The organism is Exiguobacterium sp. FD-YE-25-4 (assembly GCF_057004685.1).
In genome coordinates this window covers 1,189,911-1,207,114 of record NZ_CM168041.1, presented here as the reverse complement: position 1 = coordinate 1,207,114, position 17,204 = coordinate 1,189,911, and the positions used below count along the sequence as shown (strand labels likewise).

Annotated in this window: 20 protein-coding genes; 1 reads left to right on the top strand and 19 read right to left on the bottom strand. The window is 54.4% G+C overall.

The window, feature by feature from the left end; genetic code table 11:
- Nucleotide 1: 1 nt before the first annotated feature.
- From sucD to smc, 15 genes are all read right to left on the bottom strand, one after another.
- Nucleotides 2–919: a succinate--CoA ligase subunit alpha gene (sucD, locus tag AC13H5_RS06210; protein ID WP_034777173.1), complete on the bottom strand. Its 918-nt coding sequence runs from the start codon at nt 917–919 to the stop codon at nt 2–4.
- 12 nt (nt 920–931) lie between these two features.
- A complete protein-coding gene (gene sucC / locus AC13H5_RS06205) occupies nt 932–2,092 on the bottom strand; it encodes an ADP-forming succinate--CoA ligase subunit beta (protein ID WP_214797030.1) in 1,161 nt (386 codons plus the stop codon).
- A 111-nt stretch (nt 2,093–2,203) separates the two neighbouring features.
- Nucleotides 2,204–2,473, bottom strand: coding sequence for an EscU/YscU/HrcU family type III secretion system export apparatus switch protein (locus tag AC13H5_RS06200; RefSeq protein WP_034777170.1), 270 nt, complete (start codon nt 2,471–2,473; stop codon nt 2,204–2,206).
- On the bottom strand, nt 2,470–3,318 hold the full coding sequence (locus tag AC13H5_RS06195) for a hypothetical protein (protein ID WP_215190220.1): 849 nt from the start codon (nt 3,316–3,318) through the stop codon (nt 2,470–2,472). Before AC13H5_RS06195 ends, AC13H5_RS06200 begins: the two co-directional genes overlap by 4 nt.
- An 11-nt stretch (nt 3,319–3,329) precedes the next feature.
- Nucleotides 3,330–4,082 carry a ribonuclease HII gene (locus tag AC13H5_RS06190; protein ID WP_034777166.1) on the bottom strand — a complete coding sequence of 251 codons (753 nt, stop codon included), beginning with the start codon at nt 4,080–4,082 and terminating at the stop codon, nt 3,330–3,332.
- A 41-nt stretch (nt 4,083–4,123) separates the two neighbouring features.
- Nucleotides 4,124–4,984, bottom strand: coding sequence for a ribosome biogenesis GTPase YlqF (gene ylqF, locus AC13H5_RS06185; RefSeq protein ID WP_034777164.1), 861 nt, complete (start codon nt 4,982–4,984; stop codon nt 4,124–4,126).
- Between the two features lie 12 nt (nt 4,985–4,996).
- Nucleotides 4,997–5,539: a signal peptidase I gene (gene lepB, locus AC13H5_RS06180; RefSeq protein ID WP_034777162.1), complete on the bottom strand. Its 543-nt coding sequence runs from the start codon at nt 5,537–5,539 to the stop codon at nt 4,997–4,999.
- An 82-nt stretch (nt 5,540–5,621) separates the two neighbouring features.
- Nucleotides 5,622–5,975, bottom strand: coding sequence for a 50S ribosomal protein L19 (gene rplS, locus AC13H5_RS06175; RefSeq protein WP_015881369.1), 354 nt, complete (start codon nt 5,973–5,975; stop codon nt 5,622–5,624).
- 114 nt (nt 5,976–6,089) lie between these two features.
- A complete protein-coding gene (gene trmD, locus AC13H5_RS06170) occupies nt 6,090–6,806 on the bottom strand; it encodes a tRNA (guanosine(37)-N1)-methyltransferase TrmD (protein ID WP_214707443.1) in 717 nt (238 codons plus the stop codon).
- Nucleotides 6,796–7,311 (bottom strand): ribosome maturation factor RimM, encoded by a 516-nt coding sequence (rimM, locus tag AC13H5_RS06165; protein WP_034777158.1) that lies wholly within the window; start codon nt 7,309–7,311, stop codon nt 6,796–6,798. Before rimM ends, trmD begins: the two co-directional genes overlap by 11 nt.
- Nucleotides 7,312–7,364: 53 nt before the next feature.
- A complete protein-coding gene (rpsP, locus tag AC13H5_RS06160; protein WP_021067098.1) occupies nt 7,365–7,640 on the bottom strand; it encodes a 30S ribosomal protein S16 in 276 nt (91 codons plus the stop codon).
- Between the two features lie 81 nt (nt 7,641–7,721).
- Nucleotides 7,722–9,062: a signal recognition particle protein gene (gene ffh, locus AC13H5_RS06155; protein ID WP_214823249.1), complete on the bottom strand. Its 1,341-nt coding sequence runs from the start codon at nt 9,060–9,062 to the stop codon at nt 7,722–7,724.
- Nucleotides 9,063–9,073: 11 nt separating this feature from the next.
- Nucleotides 9,074–9,397, bottom strand: coding sequence for a putative DNA-binding protein (locus tag AC13H5_RS06150; RefSeq protein WP_214823250.1), 324 nt, complete (start codon nt 9,395–9,397; stop codon nt 9,074–9,076).
- A 96-nt stretch (nt 9,398–9,493) separates the two neighbouring features.
- Nucleotides 9,494–10,495, bottom strand: coding sequence for a signal recognition particle-docking protein FtsY (gene ftsY / locus AC13H5_RS06145; RefSeq protein ID WP_034777152.1), 1,002 nt, complete (start codon nt 10,493–10,495; stop codon nt 9,494–9,496).
- Nucleotides 10,492–14,049, bottom strand: a complete 3,558-nt coding sequence (smc, locus tag AC13H5_RS06140; protein ID WP_483546472.1) for a chromosome segregation protein SMC — start codon at nt 14,047–14,049, stop codon at nt 10,492–10,494. Before smc ends, ftsY begins: the two co-directional genes overlap by 4 nt.
- Before the next feature lie 115 nt (nt 14,050–14,164).
- Between smc and AC13H5_RS06135 the strand changes: the two genes are divergently transcribed.
- Nucleotides 14,165–14,359 (top strand): DUF1128 family protein, encoded by a 195-nt coding sequence (locus AC13H5_RS06135; protein WP_021067093.1) that lies wholly within the window; start codon nt 14,165–14,167, stop codon nt 14,357–14,359.
- 46 nt (nt 14,360–14,405) lie between these two features.
- Here the strand turns inward: AC13H5_RS06135 and rnc are convergent, their stop codons facing one another.
- From rnc to fabD, 4 genes are read right to left on the bottom strand one after another with little or no spacing between them, the layout of a single operon-like run.
- Nucleotides 14,406–15,185 carry a ribonuclease III gene (gene rnc / locus AC13H5_RS06130; RefSeq protein ID WP_138859619.1) on the bottom strand — a complete coding sequence of 260 codons (780 nt, stop codon included), beginning with the start codon at nt 15,183–15,185 and terminating at the stop codon, nt 14,406–14,408.
- A gap of 58 nt (nt 15,186–15,243) precedes the next feature.
- Nucleotides 15,244–15,483, bottom strand: coding sequence for an acyl carrier protein (gene acpP / locus AC13H5_RS06125; RefSeq protein ID WP_021067091.1), 240 nt, complete (start codon nt 15,481–15,483; stop codon nt 15,244–15,246).
- A gap of 59 nt (nt 15,484–15,542) precedes the next feature.
- The gene (fabG, locus tag AC13H5_RS06120) at nt 15,543–16,283 is read right to left on the bottom strand and encodes a 3-oxoacyl-[acyl-carrier-protein] reductase (protein WP_214752696.1); all 741 of its coding nucleotides are present in this window, start codon (nt 16,281–16,283) and stop codon (nt 15,543–15,545) included.
- Complete coding sequence (fabD, locus tag AC13H5_RS06115; RefSeq protein WP_214752694.1) at nt 16,276–17,196, bottom strand: ACP S-malonyltransferase; 921 nt, start codon at nt 17,194–17,196, stop codon at nt 16,276–16,278. Before fabD ends, fabG begins: the two co-directional genes overlap by 8 nt.
- Nucleotides 17,197–17,204 lie beyond the last annotated feature (8 nt).

Below are 17,204 nucleotides of genomic sequence, written 5' to 3'. Positions count from 1 at the left end.
TTTACGTGGTCGGTTGACCCGTCACGCAAGCTTCATACAATCCTTCTTGCTTCAACACCCGGATGAGCGTCTCTCCGATGACGGCAGGCGTCTCGGCGACTTCGATCCCGTTGGCATTCAACGTCTTGATTTTCTCGGCGGCCGTTCCTTTTCCGCCTGAGATGATGGCGCCCGCATGGCCCATCCGTTTCCCTTCAGGAGCGGTTTGACCGCCGATGAAGCCGATGACTGGCTTCGTCATGTTCGCCTTCACCCATTCAGCAGCCTCTTCTTCAGCCGTCCCACCGATTTCACCGATCATGATGACCGCTTTCGTGTCCTCGTCTTCATTGAACGCTTGGAGCGTGTCGATGAAGTTCGTGCCGTTGACCGGGTCTCCCCCGATTCCGACAGCTGTCGATTGTCCGATTCCGGCCGTCGTCAACTGATGGACCGCCTCGTACGTGAGCGTCCCTGAACGCGAGACGATACCGACGTGGCCTTTCGTATGGATATAGCCTGGCATGATGCCAAGTTTTGCTTCCCCTGGCGTGATGATTCCCGGGCAGTTCGGTCCGATGAGACGGGCCGGCTTGTCCTCGAGGTAACGCTTCACTTGAATCATGTCGATGACCGGGATACCTTCTGTGATACAGATGATCAACTCGATGCCGCTATCGGCCGCTTCCATAATCGAATCGGCTGCGAACGCAGGTGGCACGTAGATGATTGACGCGTTCGCGCCAGTCGCTTCGACTGCCTCGGATACCGTGTTAAAGACCGGTACGCCGTCAAGGACGGTCGTGCCACCTTTACCAGGTGTCACCCCTCCGACCAATTTCGTGTTATATGCCAGCATCTGTTCGCCGTGGAACAGACCTTGTTTCCCCGTGATCCCTTGAATGATCACTTTTGTATCTTGATTCGCCCAAATACTCATGTCGTTTCCCCCTTATCGAACGAGTGCCGCGATTTTTTCTGCACCGTCAGCCATCGAGCTCGCCGAAGTGATCGCAAGTCCAGATTCATCGAGAATGCGTCGTCCCGCATCCACGTTCGTACCTTCTAAACGGACGACGAGTGGCAAATCGAGACCGATTTCTTTCGTCGCCGCGACGATACCTTCAGCAATGATGTCACACTTCATGATGCCACCAAAGATGTTAACGAAGATTCCTTTGACTTGGTCATCTGACAAAATCAATTTGAACGCTTCCGTTACTTTTTCTTTCGTTGCACCGCCGCCTACATCGAGGAAGTTAGCGGGTTCGGCGCCATAATGCTTGATGATATCCATCGTCGCCATGGCCAGGCCGGCACCGTTAACGAGGCAACCGATGTTGCCGTCGAGCGCGATATAGCTGAGGTCGTGTTTTGACGCCTCGACTTCACGCGGATCTTCTTCTGTCGTGTCGCGCAGGTCGACGATGTCTTTATGACGATAAAGCGCGTTGCTGTCGAAGTTGAGCTTCGCATCGAGGGCGATGACGTTTCCGTCTTTCGTCGTGACGAGCGGGTTGATCTCTGCGATCGTACAATCCGTCTCGACATACACTTTGTACAGTTTCATGACCATGTCACTGAACTTGTTGACGAGCTTGGTCGGCACTTCCATCTTGAAGGCAAGACGGCGCGCTTGGAACGGACGGAGTCCGACGACCGGGTCGACGACCTCTTTATGAATCTTTTCTGGCGTATGTTCAGCGACTTCTTCGATGTCCATACCGCCTTCTGATGAACCCATGATGACAATTCGGCCGATCGAACGGTCAAGCACAAGTCCTAAGTAAAATTCTTGATCAATCGCAGATCCTTCTTCGATGTAAAGGCGTTGCACGACTTTCCCTTCAGGTCCAGTCTGGTGCGTGACGAGCGTCTTGCCGAGAATCTCTGACGCATACTGTTTGACTTCCTCATCCGTCTTCGCAAGTTTGACACCGCCGGCTTTCCCGCGGCCCCCTGCGTGAATCTGGGCTTTGACAACTTTTAGTTCACCGTCTAGCTTGGCAGCGGCTGTAACTGCTTCTTCAACACTAAACGCCGGATAGCCCGTAGGTACGGCCACTCCGAACGCACGAAGCAATTCTTTCGCCTGATACTCATGGATATTCATTTCGTTTCCCCCTTAGTCCCCTTTAATATCGGCACGTCTATTGTAACGAAAAACTGAAAGCGCTGTCTATCGTTCTTGCTTTAAGTTTTCATCTTTTTTTCACATCTACCCCTAGACATCTTCGATTTTTCCTTGTTCCATCTGATAAAGAAACACGAAAAGCTCGGCGATGACCTGATAAAGGTCGTCCGGAATATGCTCCTCAATCTGTAAAGCGGACAATAGTGACAATAGCGCCGGGTCCTCATGGATCGGGACCCCGTTCTCCTGCGCGAGCGCGAGCATGCGCTCGGCGACGAGTCCGCCCCCTTTGGCGACGACACGCGGTGAATCCATCGATTGCTCGTAGGACAAGGCGATCGCTTGCTTACGGTCCGTCATATGCGTTGATCCACCTTTCCGAGCGGGGCGAACGTGTCTGGCACGGATTCCCGCTTTTCTTCGAACGAGAAGCGTGACAGTTCATAGCCGCTCGCTTCAAGCGCCTTGCTGAGCGACGGCTCATAAGCGTTGACGAACGGGCTCAAATCGTGCCGTTCATTGAACACTTTGATCGAGACGTGTCGCTTTTGGACGAGCAAATCGATACCCGTCTCTCCAAACTTCGGTGTCTCCAAAAATAGGACGATGCGTGCGTGGTCGGCGTCAATCATCTCGCCCTTCGGCGCCTCGAGGCGGAATCGGACTTGTTCAAACGGTCCTAATTGCGGTATGTGAAATGCTTGGGCGACGTATGGCGGCGTCTGAAGGGCATTGAACGTCTCCTGAGCCCGGACGAACTGCTCGAACTTCGGGTCCCCTTTCGCTTTGAACAACTCGCCGATGAGTTGCTTCACATCCGACCCGGCTCCGCTCTCGAGCAGTTGACGCCCTTGCGCCTGAAGCGATTCAGGCGTGTCGAGCGGCTGACGGGCGAGCCGTCCGAGTTCCGAACTTAAAAGGGCGAGCGGGGACCGTGCTGCTTGCGCAAGGGCTTCTGCTTGTTGCGGCACGACTTTCAAGACGAGTTTCGGTTCGAGCTCGGTGACGACCATCTTGTACGTGACATTCTCTTTGACGTCAGCGTTCACCCCGACCCGGAACAAGCCTTGCGGCAGTTGCATGACCGCCTCGCCGCCTGGCAGCAGCTGGAGCACCCGACCGACGACCGTATTGCCGATGAGCAGTTGCCTCGAATTCTGTTCCGTGACTTTGAACGGCATGACGCCTTGATGATCGATCCGCATGATGACCCCTCCTACATATGTTTAATCGGCGCGAACGATTTTCGGTGGATTGGCGTGATCCCCTGTTCCGCTAGTCCGGCCAAGTGCGCTTTCGTCCCGTAACCGGCGTTCTGTTCGAAACCGTAGCCGGGATAGAGGACGGCGTAGTCTTCCATCATGTTGTCACGGACGACTTTGGCGACGACGCTCGCCGCCGCGATCGATACGCTCCGGGCGTCGCCTTTGATGAGCGATTGTTGCGGGACGTCGAGCTCGAGCGTCATCGCGTCAATCAAGAGCGCATCGACTTCACCGAGTTGCCGGACCGCCTCCATCATCGCGAGTTTCGTCGCCTCGTAAATGTTGACGCGGTCAATCACGTCGGCGTCGACGATGCCGACGCCGACCATGGCCTCGTCCATGAGCGCCCGATACGCGACTTCACGTGCTGATGGCGACATCAGTTTCGAGTCGTTCAAGCCCGGATGATAAAATCCTTCCGGCAAGATCACGGCCGCGGCGACGACCGGACCGGCGAGCGGTCCTCGACCGACCTCATCGACGCCACCGATGCGGACATAGCCGTTTGCCTTCAACTCGTCCTCGAACACGCTCCGGGCCGCATAATCGTCCTGGCGCTCACGTTCGACCTTGAACTGGCGCTCACGCTGCCTGAGCAACGTCTGGACGCCTGCGCGCGGGTCATCCTTCAGTTCGGCCCGGACTGCTTCCCACTCTTCATATCGGACCGTCTGTAGCCGTTGTTTAATCGCTTGAATCGTCATGCTGTTCCTCCTATTCAAAAAAGCCCTGTTTGCACAGGACTTCACGCCATCTCATGGTCGGCCGGTGTCTCAAGAGAGACCCGTCCGATTTTCTCATGACGTAGTTCGTTCAATAGTAATTCGCTCGCCTTCTCGAAATCGACGTAGCCGCCGCTGACGAGTCCACGTTTCTTCCCGATCAATTCGAGCAGTTCGACGGCGTCTTCCGGCAGTTGATCGATTTTGAATCGCTCTTTCACCTGTTCCGGATAGCGGGCCGATAGCTCACGGGCCGCATAGAGCGCGATATCATCAAGGTTCAAAATATCGTCCTTGATGGCACCGGTCGCCGCCAAGCGATAACCGACCATCTGGTCCTCAAACTTCGGCCACAGAATCCCCGGCGTATCGAGCAATTCCATCTCGCCGCCCTTCATCTTGATCCATTGCTGACGCTTCGTGACACCCGGACGGTCGCCAGTGACAGCGATATTGCGTCCAGCGAGGCGGTTGATGAGCGTCGATTTCCCGACGTTCGGGATGCCGATGATGAGGGCGCGGATCGGACCGGGATTCCGGCCTTTCTCACGCATGCGGTCATGCTTTTCTTGCATGAGCTTCTCGGCGCCCGACATGAGCTGCTTCAAGCCTTTGCTATGTTTCGCGTCGACGGCGACGACCTCGACGTCGTCACGCTTCAAGGCGCGGAGCCAGGCGTCGGTGACGACGGGATCGGCCATATCGGCTTTATTCAAGACGATGAGACGCGGTTTGCCTTCTGTGATCTCATCGACCATCGGGTTACGGCTTGATTGTGGGACGCGTGCATCGACGAGTTCGATGACGACATCGATGAGCTTTAACTTTTCTGTTACTTGTCTTCGTGCCTTGGCCATGTGGCCAGGGAACCATTGAATTGCCAAAAAAACACCACCTTATTCTTGTACGGTCCCGAAATCGCCGAGCGGCCAGAACACGAAGTTCGTTTTGCCGACGACGTCCTCTTTCGGGACAAAGCCGATTTCACGGCTGTCTTTCGAGTTTTGTCGATTGTCACCCATCACGAAGTACGAACCTTCCGGGACGACTGTTTCGCCCGTCACTTGTTCGAGCGTGAAGTTTTCGGTAAGAGGAAAGCCGTTCATCTGGGCCTGGAAATCCTCTAAATACGGTTCTTCGACCGCTTCGCCGTTCAAGTAAAGCGTATCGTCCCGATATTCGAGCGTGTCGCCAGGAATGGCGATGACGCGTTTGATATAGTCTTTTGATTCCGTCGCGTGGAAGACGATAATATCGCCCCGATCGAGCTCACCGACGTAGTTCGAAATTTTGCTGACGATCATGCGATCGGCATTTTGGAGCGTCGGCATCATTGACTCTCCCTCGACGATGACAGGTACAAAGATGAACGTCCGGATCACGAACGCGATGACGAGCGCCACGACGATCGCCTTAAGCCAACTGAACACTTCTTTCAACTTGCCTCACTCCTCTGTCCGTTTGAACTTATTGTACTAGAAAAAAAGAAGCTTGTCGCAAGCGACAAGCTTAATCCCCATCTTAACGACGGATTTCTTTAATACGTGCTGCTTTACCGCGAAGGTTGCGGAGGTAGTAGAGTTTCGCACGACGGACTTTACCGTAACGAACGACTTCGATTTGCGCGACACGCGGTGAGTGAAGCGGGAATGCACGCTCAACACCTACGCCGTAAGAGATCTTACGGACTGTGAATGTTTCGCTGATGCCGCCACCTTTACGCTTAATGACAACGCCTTCGAAGATCTGGATACGCTCACGCGTTCCCTCTACGACTTTAACGTGGACACGTACTGTGTCACCAGGACGGAAAGCAGGTACGTCCGATTTGAATTGTTCTTCTGTGATTTCACGGAACAGTTTTTGTGTGTTCATGAATTGTTCTCCTTTTTCTTCAATGTTCATATCTTCATCTGCCCAAGCATCCAACAGCGGAACATCGGTAATCGGTGGGGGTTAACCCACATGCTCAAACATAGCATAATTTGGTCAATCGCGCAACGATTCAATGAATTTTTTATCCGCCTTCGACAGGTCGATTTGCTCGAGCAGTTCCGGCCGCCGTCGATACGTGCGTTCAAGTGACCGTTCACGGCGCCACGTCTCGATGTTGGCATGATTGCCCGACAAGAGGACGTCCGGTACCTTGAGGCCCCGGAAGTCGGCTGGACGCGTGTAGTGCGGGTATTCGAGGAGTCCCGTCGAAAACGAGTCGTCCTCGTGGCTCGCTTGATCGCCGAGCACTTCCGGGATGAGCCGCACCGTCGCATCGATCATGACCATCGCCGCGAGCTCACCGCCGGTCATGACGAAATCGCCGATTGACACCTCGTCCGTCGCGAGCTCGTCATGGATCCGTTGGTCGAACCCTTCATAATGACCGCACAAAAAGATGAGGTGTTCCTCGGACGCCCACTCTTCTGCCATTCGTTGGTCAAAACGGCGTCCGGTCGGTGTCGTGACGATGACACGGGGACGCGTCTTCGCGATCGCGTCAAAGGCGTCAAAGATCGGTTGCGGGGTGAGAAGCATGCCTGCCCCGCCCCCGTACGGATAATCGTCGACTTTGTGGTGCTTGTTCGTCGAGAAGTCACGGAAGTTCGTGAACGCCATCTCGACGTGACCGAGCGTGCGCGCCCGTCCGACGATCGAATGATCGAGCGGGGCGAACATCTCAGGGAATAAGGTTAAGACATCAATCTTCATCGTCGATCATTCCCGGAATCGGGGTGATGACGACACGTTTCGCCTCGACATCGATGTCGCTCACGACCGATTCGATGTACGGGATGAGCGCATCCGACTTGCCAGGACGTTTGATGACCCAGACGTCGTTCGCGCCGGTCTCGAAGATGTCATCGACGACTCCGATGACCTCACCATCGACGACAGCCTCACAGCCGATAATCTCATGGTAATAAAACTCATGTTCCGGCAACTCGTGGACGTGCTCGACGTGGACGTATAGCTTCATCCCTTTATATTTCTCGACGAGATTGATGTTCTCGAGTCCTTTGAACGTGACGAGATGGAACTGCTTGTGTGGACGATACGTCGTCACTTCGAACGGAACTTTCTTGCCGTCGATGTCTAAATAGAGCGTCTCGCCCTTCTTGAAGCGCTCCGCCGGAAAATCGGTCGCGGCGAGCAACTTCAATTCTCCTTTTAAGCCATGGGTGTTGGCGATCTTACCTACGTATAACCATTCCATTGTTATGCCTCCTCACAAAAATGGGCCGACCTCATAAAAGGTCGGCCACATCCTTACTTCGCGTTTTTCGCGTTGTGGAATTTCTCCATGATCCCTGCTTTAGAGAACAAGTTACGTACTGTGTCAGATGGCTTCGCGCCGTCTGCCAACCATTTGAGAGCGAGTTCTTCGTTGATGCGAACTTCTGCTTCTGGTTTTGCAACCGGGTTGTAGTGACCGAGTTGCTCGATGAAGCGGCCATCACGTGGTGAACGTGAATCAGCTACAACGATCCGGTAGAAAGGTGATTTGTTTGCGCCCATGCGCTTGAGACGAATTTTAACTGCCATGGTAATATACCTCCATCATGTGTTTAAGAATTGACAACTTTAATAGTATACTGCTTTTTTGTCCGACTGACAAAAGTTTTCTTAGAAGAATGGAAGGCCGAGACCTTTTTTCTTCCCTTTCATTTGTCCTGACATCTGCTTCATGAGCTTCTTCATGTCATCGAACTGTTTGATGAGACGGTTCACTTCCTGGATGGAGCGACCGCTCCCTTTTGCGATCCGCTTGCGACGACTCGCGTTGAGCACTTCAGGATTGGAGCGCTCATACTTTGTCATCGAGCGAATGATCGCCTCGACATGATCGAGTTGCTTCTCGTCGATTTGGACGTTCTTCAACCCTTTCATCTTACCTGCACCAGGTAACATCGAGAGCAATTCATCAATCGGGCCCATGTTTTTCACTTGACCCAATTGCTCGATAAAATCATCGAACGTGAACGATGCGTCGCGAATTTTGCTTTCAAGCTCTTTCGCGGCATCTTGGTCCATCTGTGACTCGGCTTTTTCAATGAGCGTGAGCACGTCACCCATTCCAAGAATCCGTGACGCCATGCGTTCCGGGTGGAAAGGTTCGAGGGCATCCAACTTTTCACCGAGACCGACGAACTTAATCGGCGCTCCCGTGACTGCCTTGATTGAAAGGGCTGCCCCACCACGTGTGTCACCGTCGAGCTTCGTGAGCACGACGCCGGTGATTCCGAGTTTCTCATTGAAGCTATCGGCCACGTTGACCGCATCTTGACCCGTCATCGCATCGACGACGAGGAAGATTTCATTTGGTTTGGCAATCGTCTTCACGTTTTCGAGCTCGCCCATGAGCGTCTCGTCAATATGAAGTCGACCGGCCGTATCGATCAACACGAAATCGTGATGATTGGTTTTGGCGTACTCGAGCGCTTTCGTGACGATTTCTTCCGGCTTCACTTGGTCGCCAAGTGAGAACACCGGTAAATCGAGCTGCTTGCCGAGTGTCTCGAGCTGTTTGATGGCCGCAGGCCGATAAATATCTGCCGCGACGAGAAGTGGACTCCGGTTATGCTTTTTGCGAATCAAATTCGCGAGCTTACCGGTCGTCGTCGTTTTCCCCGCACCTTGTAACCCGACCATCATGACGACTGTCGGTGGTTTTGGGTTAAATGTGATTGGGACGACGTCGCTTCCCATCAAGTTCGTTAGCTCTTCATGAACGATTTTGACAACTTGTTGGCCAGGTGTCAACGATTTCATGACGTCTTGGCCGATGGCCCGTTCTTTCACGTCGTTGACGAACTGTTTGACCACTTTGAAGTTGACATCGGCTTCAAGGAGAGCGAGACGAACTTCTCTCATCATCTCTTTGACATCTGCTTCGGAAATTTTACCTTTCCCCCGCATTTTCGCCAGTGTCGATTGCAACCGTTCGGATAATCCTTCAAATGCCATGCTTCAGCCCCCTACTCTAAATTCTCAAGCGCCGAAATCGTTTCCGTCAAATCGGGCGAGTGCTCGACTTGACGTTTGAGCGTTTGAAGCAGTCGTTGCCGCTGTTCGAATTTCTCGAACAAGGCCAACTTCTCCTCATACTGCTCAAGCATCGCTTCGGTACGCTTTATGTTATCGTAGACCGCTTGACGGCTGACTTCAAACTCTTCCGCAATCTCTCCGAGCGAGTAGTCATCTAGGTAATAAAGAGACATATAGTTGCGCTGTTTCGGTGTGAGAAGCGCTTGATAAAAATCGAACAGATAGTTCATTCGATTCGTCTTTTCGAGCGACATGACCTCCACCTCCACATGTTAAGTGAAATCCCTTTACAACTACCAATAGTACAGCCGTCCCCACCTCTTGTCAAGTTTTTTTCTTAACAGTGAAAGTTAGGCGAGGTCATCGTTTGTCTGTTGTTTTTCTTCGAAGATGTCCCCGAATAATCCGTACACGAACTGTTCCGGGTCGAACGCCTGTAAATCATCAACTTTCTCACCGAGACCGACATATTTGACCGGGATATCGAGCTCGTTTCGAATCGCGAGCACGATCCCCCCTTTAGCCGTCCCGTCGAGCTTCGTGAGGACGATCCCGCTCACGTTCGTCGCTTCTTTGAACGCTTTCGCTTGAACCATCGCGTTTTGTCCCGTTGTGGCATCTAACGCGAGCAATACCTCGTGCGGCCCGTTCGGTACTTCACGTTCGATGACGCGCTTCACTTTCTCGAGCTCTTTCATCAAGTTGACCTTGTTTTGCAAACGTCCGGCCGTGTCACAGATCAAGACGTCGACGCCGCGTGATTTCGCTGCCTGCACAGCGTCGAACACGACCGCGGCCGGGTCCGATCCTTCGGCTTGACGGATGACCGGGACTCCGACGCGTTCGCCCCAGACTTGGAGCTGATCGATGGCACCGGCCCGGAACGTGTCGCCTGCCGCGAGCATGACCGAACGCCCTTCCGACTTCAATTGATGGGCGAGTTTGCCGATCGTCGTCGTTTTGCCGACACCATTGACGCCGACGAACAAGATGACCGTCAATCCGTCCTGCATGTTCAACTCACGATCCGCCTCGTCTTCTTGGAGACGGTTCGCCACGACTTCGACGAGGGCGTCACGGACAGCGACCGGGTCTTTCAAATTGCGACGTTTCACTTCTTCTTTCAAATCTTCGACGAGGTCCATCGTCGTCGTCACGCCGACATCCGCTTGGATGAGCAAATCCTCGAGTTCATCGAAGAAATCCTCATCGACTTCGCGGAACCGATAGACGAGGTCGTTGACGGCACTGGCAAATCCGTCTCGTGTCTTCGTCAATCCGTCGGTAAACTTTTGCGACACCTCTTGTGTCGAGGTCGTCAATTTATCTTTTAACTTCTTAAAAAAACTCAACTTAATTCCTCCATCTCTTGTTCCGTCTCGACGACGCGCTTCGCTTCGGATAGTTCGACCGAAAGCACCTCGGAGACACCGTTTTGTTGCATCGTCACGCCGTAGAGCGTGTCCGCCGCCTCCATCGTCCCTTTACGGTGGGTGATGATGACGAATTGTGTATCGATTGAGAGCGTCCGGATATATTCCCCGAACCGATGGACGTTCGCCTCGTCGAGAGCCGCCTCGACTTCATCGAGCACACAGAACGGGACGGGTCTCGTTTTCAGGATGGCGAACAGAAGCGCGATCGCCGTCAAGGCCCGCTCTCCGCCGGATAACAGACTGAGCGTCTGCAACTTCTTCCCGGGCGGTTTGGCGACGATCTCGATGCCCGTGTTGAGCAGGTCGGACTCGTCGACTAGTTTCAAATCGGCCTCCCCCCCGCCGAACAGCTCGTTGAACGTCTGTTTAAAGTGACCACGAACGAGCGTGTACGTCTCTTTGAACAAGCGCGTCACTTCACGGTCCATCTCGGTGATGATGTCGTATAAATCCTCTTTGGCGCTGACGAGGTCGTCCCGTTGCTCGGACAAGAACATGAAGCGTTCATTGACGAGGTCGAACTCCTCGATCGCGTTCAAGTTGACCGGTCCGATTTCTTCGATTTGACGAACGAGCAGTTTGAACTCTTCTTTCGCCTCATCGAGCGGTATCGTGAGGGTCGGAAGCAAATCGAGGACGAGCCCTCGTTCCTCGAGCGCGTCGAGTTTCCACTTCCGCTTCAACTCGAGCTCGTTCGCCTCGGTCTCGAGCTTGCGGACATCCGCCTCGACCCGACGACGCACGTCCGACGCCTGTTGTTCACGCTGTCTGAGGATGCGATACGACTCTTCTTCGGCGTGGAGCTGTTTCGTATGCAACGCCATCCGCTCTTTCAATCCGTCCATCTGTTTGACCGCCTCGACGTGCTCGAGCTCGAGCTCGGCAGACGAGACGACCCGGCCGCTTGCCACATGTTCGAGCTCACGCTCGATCTGTCCGAGACGGGACGTCTGTTTAGCGACCTCGGCCTCGAGCCGCTCGACTTCTGCGCGGACGCGGTCGAGGTCGAGCATATTGCGTTGACGATCGAGTTCATTTTGACGAATGGCTGTCTGAAGTTGTCCCGTCGTCTCGGCGCCTTTGGCTTGCTCGCCGCGGAGCGCCTCGAGTTCGGTCCGAATCGAGGCTTGCAATGCATCAGTCGCCTCGAGTTCTTCGGCGAGCCTTGTCAACTCATTTGTGGCGGATGCGATTGTTTGGGCGTAACGCGCCATCTCATGGTCGAACAGTTCGAGTTGCGCTTTGGCGTCTTGCGACACCCGTTCCAAGTTTCTAAACGCCTGTTCCGTCGAACGGAGCGTCTCTTCGGCCTCGCGCTTCTTGAGCCTGAGCGTCTGGAGCGACGCACGCAGTCGGGACATCTCATCGGTGTACGTCGACACCCGCAACTGTTGCTCGTGAAGCATGGCCAACCCTTGCGTCAATCCTTGCTTCAAATCATCGAGTTCACGGGACTGGGTGAACAAGGCGACACCTTGCTTCCGGCTACCCCCGGTCATCGAACCGCCAACGTTGACGATATCCCCTTCGAGCGTGACGATGCGATAGCGATACCCCGTCGTCTTGGCGATCCGGTTGGCCACCTCGAGGGAATTGGCCACAATCACGGCGCCGAGGAGCGACCGTTTCAATTTCTCGTAGGCCGGGTCCGTCTCGACGAGGTCGGCGGCGATGCCGACGAATCCGTCGACTGATTCGAGACGGTGTGCGACTTCACTCGGGACGTAACGTTCCTTTACGCTCGTCATCGGTACGAACGTGGCTCGTCCGGCACTTGCTTTCCGTAATCGTTCAATCTCTCGGCGTCCGACCTCTTCCGTCTCGACGACGATATGTTGTTGCGTCTGACCGAGCGCCGTCTCGATGGCGGCCTCATAGGACGGGAGAACGCGAATCAATTCTGCGACGGCACCGAGCACGCCCGGCCCCCGTTCTTTCAAGACAAATTTGACCGCATGGAAATAGCCTTCGTACGACTGCTTCATCCGTTCGAGCAATTCGATCCGGTCCTCGGTCTTCTGACGCCGGCGGTCAAGGTCGTGGTACGACTGCTCGGCCCGCGACAATTTGTCTCGAAGCGTCGCTTCCCGTTCGGTCAAATCAGCTTCTTCCGCCATGAGCGTCTCCCACGTGTCCCGAGCCTCGTCGAGACGAGCTTGTTCGGCCTCGAGTGATGCCGTCTGTTCGGTCCGCACGTCAAGGCGATCCTTGTTTTCACGAAGCAGACGAGCTTTCGCTTCTTCCGCTTGTTCGATATCGCGCCGTTCTCGCTTCTGTTGGTTGCTCAGCGTGGCCCGTGTCGTCGCCAACTCGAACGCTTCGCCTTGAAGCTGTTCGATTTCTGCGTTAAAGTCACGCGTCGCCGCCGTCAATTGCGCGTCAAGTTCGGCCCGTGCCGCTTCCACGGTATGTAACGCCTCAGCTTTTGACGCCATATCCGCGTTTGCCACGTTCAACTTCTGCGTCAACTGTTCGGTCTCTTCGGCCAATTCGACACGTTGGCGCTCGAGGCGTTCTTTCGTCTCCGCCCCGTGCTCTTCACGGGCTTTCGCGAGCTTGATCTCACCTGTCAACCGTTCCAGCTCGGTCGCTTGAGACCGTTCTTCTTGATGGAGCGTGTCGAGCGTTTCTCGATCTTTGGCGAGTGCCGCCTCAAGCGTCGTCCGCTCTTCTGAAATCGCGGTCAACGCGCCGTCTTGCTCGGCGAGATTCGTCTCGGCCGTCCGCAGTTGCTCGGACACACGAGCGATGCCCGTACCAAGTTCTGTGATCTCGGCGCCGAGAATACCCGTCTCGAGCTCATCGTGGCGCGCTTTGGCGACTTGATACTCGCGTGCGAGCGCGGCCTGCTCTCGGAGCGGTTCGACCCGATCGGCGAGTTCATACAAAATGTCATCGACCCGAGACAAGTTCAACTCGGTGTCTTGGAGCTTCCGTTCGGCTTGTTTTTTACGCTGCCGGTACTTCAACACCCCGGCCGCTTCTTCGATGACAGCCCGACGATCTTCCGGTTTCCCGGAGATGACTTGCTCGACCCGTCCTTGCCCGATGATGGCGAACGCATCGCGTGATAGGCCCGTATCCATGAACAGGTCGATCACATCTTTAAGCCGGCACGGCTTCTTGTTCATGAAGTAGTCGCTGTCGCCGCTCCGCGTGACGCGGCGCGTCACACTGACTTCTTCATATGGCAACCGCAAATGGGCGTCCGTGTTGTCTAGGACGAGCGTCACTTCGGCGACGTTGCGATGGTTCTCACCTTCACTGCCGGCAAAGATGACGTCTTCCATTTTCGCTCCGCGGAGCGATTTGGCCGACTGCTCACCGAGTACCCAGCGAACAGCGTCCGATATATTTGATTTTCCGCTCCCGTTCGGCCCAACCACGGCTGTGACGCCGGGACGAAAATCCAGTTCAATCCGCTTGGCAAACGATTTAAAGCCAGCGAGTTCGATTCGTTTTAAGTGCATCGTGACCATCCTATCCTCAGTAAGCATTCATTTGTTTATTTTACCACAGTTGCCAGTTCGTCAAAATGCTAGAATCATGCTATTCTAAAAAGAACTGTAGAAAGGGGTACGACCGATGACTAACGAACAAATGATTGAGGAAATTCTCGACAAAATGAACATCATCAACCGCGGCGCCATCAAAGCGGAAGAATATAACCGTGCCGACGCCTCGGCCGTCAAAGAGATTTACGACTACGTGATGAACCGCTCATCGCTGTCGATCTCTGAAGTGGATGGGATTGTCGAAGAACTCGGACAATTGACGTGATGAGATGACAGAAAAGGAGTGGACCCATTGAGGTCCACTCCTTTTCTTATAGGCCGGCGTACTGCCGGTTGAATTCGATCAACGCTTCTTTCGCCGCGAGTTGCTCGGCTTCTTTCTTCGATCGGCCGATGCCTTCGCCGACGATATCGTCTGACAGACGGGCATGGGCGACGAACTCCCGGCTATGGGCCGGACCACGCTCTTCGATAATCGTGTACGAGACAGGCCCGAGACCTTCTCGCTGGACGCTTTCTTGGAGCTGACTCTTATAATCGGTCTGTTCTTCAAACACACCGGCCAAGACTTTCGGAAAAACCGCTTCGGCGAGGAACTGTTCGACTGGTTCAATCCCTTGGTCCAGATAGAGCGCGCCGATGTATGACTCGAACACATCCGCGAGTAGCGCCGGACGCTTGCGTCCGCCGGTCAACTCTTCGCCTTTCCCAAGCAAGATAAAATCAGAGAAAGCATAGGCTTCCGCAAAGTTGACGAGTGACGGCTCACAGACGATGGCCGCCCGCAACTTCGTTAATTCCCCCTCGGAGCGCTCCGGATACGTCTCATACAAAAATCGAGACACCGTCAACTCGAGCACCGCGTCGCCTAAAAACTCTAAGCGCTCATTGTCTTTTTTCAGACCGCGTTGTTCGTTGACGTATGAGGAGTGGGTGAACGCTTGCATCAATAGGTCTTGGTTCGTGAATCGAACCGACAGCCGTTCTTCAAGTACTTTAAACTGCTCGAGAATCCGTGACCGCTCGAGCTCATTTCGCCGACGCCGTTGCGCCGACCCTTGACGGTCAAACCGTCGCTTGTCCTTTGTCATAATTCCCTCCGTGTATAAGCACAAGCCCACCGCTCATGACGAGCGGTGGGAGGCTTGATTACAATTTAGTTTCGATGTAAGCGACGACGTCGCCAACAGTCGCGAGCTTCTCAGCATCTTCATCTTCGATTGTGATATCGAATTTGTCTTCAAGGTCCATGACCATTTCCATAACTTCGAGCGAATCCGCACCGAGGTCGTCTTTGAATGATTTGTCGGCTGTGATCTCAGATACATCTTTCCCGAGTTTCTCTGCCACTGCTGCTTGTACGTCTACTAAGATTTGTTCTGTTGTCATGATAAAATCCCTCCAAATTAAAGTATATAAAATGTGTTTCGATTGGTAAAGTTCTGATTTTAAGCCATCGTCATGCCGCCGTCAACGGCAATCGTCTGACCCGTCACGTAAGCCGCTTGGTGAGAGGCGAGGAATGAGACGAGGTTCGCCACATCTTCGACCTGACCGAAGCGATTGAACGGGATTTGACCGAGCGTCGCCTCGCGTTGCGCATCTGTCAACGCGTCGGTCATGTCCGTCTGGATGAAACCAGGACAGACGGCGTTCACCGTCACGTGACGTCCGGCGAGTTCACGCGCGACCGACTTCGTCAGCCCGATGAGCCCCGCTTTCGCCGCCGCGTAGTTCGCCTGACCGGCATTCCCCGTGATCCCGACGACCGAAGCGATATTGATGATGCGTCCCGTCTTCGATTTCAAGAGCGTCCGCGTCGCGGCTTGCGACGTCAAGAACGCACCTTTCAAGTTTGTCGACAGGACATCGTCAAAGTCAGCTTCTTTCATGCGCATAAGCAGACCATCCCGCGTGATGCCTGCATTGTTGACGAGACAATCGATGCGGCCGTACGTGTCGACCGCCGTCTTGATGAGTGCTTTCACATCATCACTGTTCGAGACGTCGGCTTTGACGGCGATGGCCTCGCCACCGTTCGCTTCGATCTCGCTGACGACAGCGTTCGCTTTCTCAACACTACCCGAGTAATTCACGACGACCCGAAAGCCGTCCTCCCCTAAACGCTTCGCGATGGCGGCCCCGATTCCTCGAGATGCGCCTGTCACGATTGCTACTTGGTCATGCACGTACTTCTCCTCCTAACGCGGCCACCTCTTCGAGCGTCGTCGCCTGTTTGATCGTCACTTTCGAATCGATCCGTTTGATAAGACCTGACAGTGGTGACGTCGGACCGAATTCGATGAACGTGTCGACGCCAGCGTCGATCGCTTTGCGAACACACGCTTCGAATCGGACCGAGGCGTACAATTGCTCGGTGAGAAGTGCTTTCAATTTTTCCGGGTCGGTATGGATATCCGCATCGACGTTGGAAATGATCCCAATCGCCGCCGGTTTGAACGGCGAAGAAGCGAGCACATCTTTGAACCGCGTCGCGGCCGGCATCATGTAGGAGCTGTGGAACGCCCCTGAGACGTTCAGCGGCAAGACGCGTTTCGCGCCTGCTTCTTTCAAGTCTGTTTCGGCCTGTTTGACCGCATCGACATGCCCCGAGATGACGAACTGACCCGGACAGTTGTAGTTGGCGATTTGTACAAGGTTCCCGCTAGCACTGATTTTCTCCGTCACATGGAACGCTTCGTCGACATCGGTCATACCGATGACGGCTGCCATCGTCCCATCCTTCACTTCTGACATGAGCTTGCCGCGTTCGTGGACGAGCACGCTCGCTTCTTCCAAGTCGATGACGCCGGCGACGACGAGTGCCGCATATTCTCCGACGCTGTGACCGATCACCAAGTCTGGAGTGGCCCCCGTTTTGGCGTGAGCTTGTGCGAGTGATGCCGCATGCGCCACGATGGCCGGTTGGGCCACTTCTGTACGTTGAAGCTCTTCTTTTGATCCTGCCGCCATGGCGTCGAGTAAATCAAATCCGAGGCGACGGTTGATCGCTTGCAGTTGTTCAGGATTGTCGAGGAACGTTTGGCCCATGCCGACGGCTTGTGACCCTTGTCCCGGAAATACCCATGCTGTTTTCCCCATGTACTCAC

What these genes read in the sequence shown, in the direction of transcription:
- rpsP (WP_021067098.1), bottom strand. Translation starts at nt 7,640, where the DNA reads ATGGCAGTTAAAATTCGTCTCAAGCGCATGGGCGCAAACAAATCACCT.
- AC13H5_RS06200 (WP_034777170.1), bottom strand. Translation starts at nt 2,473, where the DNA reads ATGACGGACCGTAAGCAAGCGATCGCCTTGTCCTACGAGCAATCGATG.
- smc (WP_483546472.1), bottom strand. Translation starts at nt 14,049, where the DNA reads ATGCACTTAAAACGAATCGAACTCGCTGGCTTTAAATCGTTTGCCAAG.
- rplS (WP_015881369.1), bottom strand. Translation starts at nt 5,975, where the DNA reads ATGAACACACAAAAACTGTTCCGTGAAATCACAGAAGAACAATTCAAA.
- fabD (WP_214752694.1), bottom strand. Translation starts at nt 17,196, where the DNA reads ATGGGGAAAACAGCATGGGTATTTCCGGGACAAGGGTCACAAGCCGTC.
- AC13H5_RS06150 (WP_214823250.1), bottom strand. Translation starts at nt 9,397, where the DNA reads ATGTCGCTCGAAAAGACGAATCGAATGAACTATCTGTTCGATTTTTAT.
- ffh (WP_214823249.1), bottom strand. Translation starts at nt 9,062, where the DNA reads ATGGCATTTGAAGGATTATCCGAACGGTTGCAATCGACACTGGCGAAA.
- AC13H5_RS06135 (WP_021067093.1), top strand. Translation starts at nt 14,165, where the DNA reads ATGACTAACGAACAAATGATTGAGGAAATTCTCGACAAAATGAACATC.
- AC13H5_RS06190 (WP_034777166.1), bottom strand. Translation starts at nt 4,082, where the DNA reads ATGACGATTCAAGCGATTAAACAACGGCTACAGACGGTCCGATATGAA.
- sucD (WP_034777173.1), bottom strand. Translation starts at nt 919, where the DNA reads ATGAGTATTTGGGCGAATCAAGATACAAAAGTGATCATTCAAGGGATC.
- acpP (WP_021067091.1), bottom strand. Translation starts at nt 15,483, where the DNA reads ATGACAACAGAACAAATCTTAGTAGACGTACAAGCAGCAGTGGCAGAG.
- rimM (WP_034777158.1), bottom strand. Translation starts at nt 7,311, where the DNA reads ATGGAATGGTTATACGTAGGTAAGATCGCCAACACCCATGGCTTAAAA.
- trmD (WP_214707443.1), bottom strand. Translation starts at nt 6,806, where the DNA reads ATGAAGATTGATGTCTTAACCTTATTCCCTGAGATGTTCGCCCCGCTC.
- AC13H5_RS06195 (WP_215190220.1), bottom strand. Translation starts at nt 3,318, where the DNA reads ATGCGGATCGATCATCAAGGCGTCATGCCGTTCAAAGTCACGGAACAG.
- rnc (WP_138859619.1), bottom strand. Translation starts at nt 15,185, where the DNA reads ATGACAAAGGACAAGCGACGGTTTGACCGTCAAGGGTCGGCGCAACGG.
- sucC (WP_214797030.1), bottom strand. Translation starts at nt 2,092, where the DNA reads ATGAATATCCATGAGTATCAGGCGAAAGAATTGCTTCGTGCGTTCGGA.